This window comes from Flavobacterium sp. PL12 (genome assembly GCF_039123485.1).
GTDB classification, from domain to species: domain Bacteria; phylum Bacteroidota; class Bacteroidia; order Flavobacteriales; family Flavobacteriaceae; genus Flavobacterium; species Flavobacterium weaverense.
In genome coordinates this window covers 1-2,236 of record NZ_JBANDI010000056.1, presented here as the reverse complement: position 1 = coordinate 2,236, position 2,236 = coordinate 1, and the positions used below count along the sequence as shown (strand labels likewise).

The window sequence follows — 2,236 nt, the reverse complement described above, 5'->3', positions numbered from 1 at the left end:
AACTCTGATAAACACTTAATAATGATGAAAAAATTAACAGCGTAATTAAAAATCGAAATTTAGAATAATACTCTTGTTTTATAGGGGTCAAAACATATATCAAATACAATGAAAATAGAGGATTTAACAACAAAGCTATTATTTCAATTTAAATAAGTTGACAAATTATAAAATAATCAATTGACTTTATCCATTAATTAATTGATAATTATCATAATAAACCTATATTTGCATAATAAACCTATCTAGTTTATTATGAATTTTATTAGTTTATTATGAAAGAATTAAAAAAATATTTTCAACAAATACTCGATGTGCAGCTCGAAATACAAGAGTTGAAAAGTGAACAATTGAATAAATTACCTTTTGTATTAAAAAGTAATTTTAAATTCTATAGCACCACCTTTAGAAATCACCAATTAATTTTATTGGAGTTGAATAAGGAAGATACTTTCAATGCTAACCAGTTAAGAAAGCAAGTAGTTGAGATTCAAAAAAAACTTGAAAAAAGGATAATTATAGTTACCGATAATATAACTACAATAAATCGTAAACGGCTAATAGAAAACAGAATAAGTTTCATTATACCTGGGAAACAAATGTTTATGCCTGAGTTGCTAATAGATCTTCAAGATTTTGAGAAAGACAAAGCATTTAAAAAATCAGTCTTGCTACTGCCCTCAGCTCAACTCATCTTATTATATCAAATTTTACACAAAGAGGATAACTTAAGCCAATATACATTCAAAGAACTTGCAGAAAAATTTGAATATACACAAATGGGAATTACCAAAGCAATAGAAAACTTGAAAAGATTAGCCATAGTAAAGGTAGAAGGTACTAAAGAAAAGAATATCATATTCGAAAAACATATTGTAAAACTTTGGAAAGACAGTGAACGATTTTTAATTAATCCAATATTTAAAACAGTCTACATTGATGAAAAACCTAAAGGTTTATTAAAATCTAATACAACCGCATTAGAAGAATACACAGATATGAATCCAAGTTCAATAGAATATTTTGCTTTAGAGAAAAAACAATTTTATGAATTGGAAAAAAATAATCAGTTAGTAAACCTCAATAGTGAAAATGGCAACTACGCTTTAGAAGTTTGGAAATACAATCCAGAACTACTCACAAAAGGAATAACGAAGAAAAATAATGTAGATCCATTGTCATTATATTTAAGTTTAAAAGACGGATTTATTGATGAACGAACAGATATGGCATTAGACCAAATAATAGAAAAATATGTATGGTAAGAGGTTTAGAAATTTTCAGACAGCATTTCAAAGAATTCACAGATAACTATATTATCATTGGTGGAACCGCTTGCGATATTATCATTGATAGCGTTGGACTTACACCAAGAGCAACAAAAGATATTGATATTATTTTAGTCATTGAAGCATTAAGCCCCGAATTTGTAATTCATTTTTGGGAGTTTATCAAACAAGGAAATTATGATGTCAAGGAGAAAAGTGAAGAAGACAGCAAATACTATCGCTTCCAGAAACCACAAGTAGAAGAATTTCCATTTCAAATTGAATTATTCTCCAGAATACCTGATTTATTAGATTTAAATGAAGAAACCTATTTAACACCTATTCCTGTTGACACTGAAATTTCAAGTTTATCAGCCATATTGATGAATGATGATTATTATAACTTCACCATACTACACAGCCAATTAGATAACGGAATACATCTAGCCAATACAGAGGCTTTAATAGGATTAAAAGCCAAGGCATTCCTAGACTATAAAACGCGCAAAGAAAACGGAGAAAAAATTGATGAAAGACAATTAAGAAAACATAAAATGGATGTTTTCAGATTATTACTACTGCTAACAGCAGATGATAATTTCGAAATCCCGGCAACCATAAAAACTGATATAACAAATTTTGCTGAAGCAGTTAAAACTGATTTGCCAGACAAACAAATTTTTAAAGAAATGGGTGCAGGAAATGTGAATGTAAAGGAATTATTTGAGCAATTGATTAGGGCTTTTAATATTTAAAAATAATAAAATAAATGGGAAAGTATTTAGGACTTGATTTAGGAACAGATTCAATTGGTTGGGCTATAATTGACAATGATACAAATCAGGTGATTAATAGTGGAGTGAACATTTACAACTATGCTGCTCCCCAAAAACGGTACAACTTTTTGTTTAGATTTAAGATAGGATTAAAAACCCTAAATTAGCATAATTATGTCAAGAACAAGAAGA

General features: G+C 28.3%; 3 protein-coding genes. All 3 read left to right on the top strand.

The window, feature by feature from the left end; translation table 11 throughout:
• The first annotated feature begins 275 nt into the window (after positions 1 to 275).
• Genes RCH19_RS14655 through RCH19_RS14645 form a run of 3 tightly spaced genes read left to right on the top strand, consistent with a single transcriptional unit; the run spans position 276 to position 2,211 of the window.
• Entirely contained in the window at positions 276 to 1,265 is a 990-nt protein-coding gene (locus RCH19_RS14655) for a MarR family transcriptional regulator (RefSeq protein WP_343023856.1), read from the top strand.
• A complete protein-coding gene (locus tag RCH19_RS14650) occupies positions 1,259 to 2,023 on the top strand; it encodes a hypothetical protein (RefSeq protein ID WP_343023855.1) in 765 nt (254 codons plus the stop codon). Before RCH19_RS14655 ends, RCH19_RS14650 begins: the two co-directional genes overlap by 7 nt.
• Before the next feature lie 14 nt (positions 2,024 to 2,037).
• A complete protein-coding gene (locus RCH19_RS14645) occupies positions 2,038 to 2,211 on the top strand; it encodes a hypothetical protein (RefSeq protein WP_343023854.1) in 174 nt (57 codons plus the stop codon).
• The last annotated feature ends 25 nt before the right edge of the window (positions 2,212 to 2,236 follow it).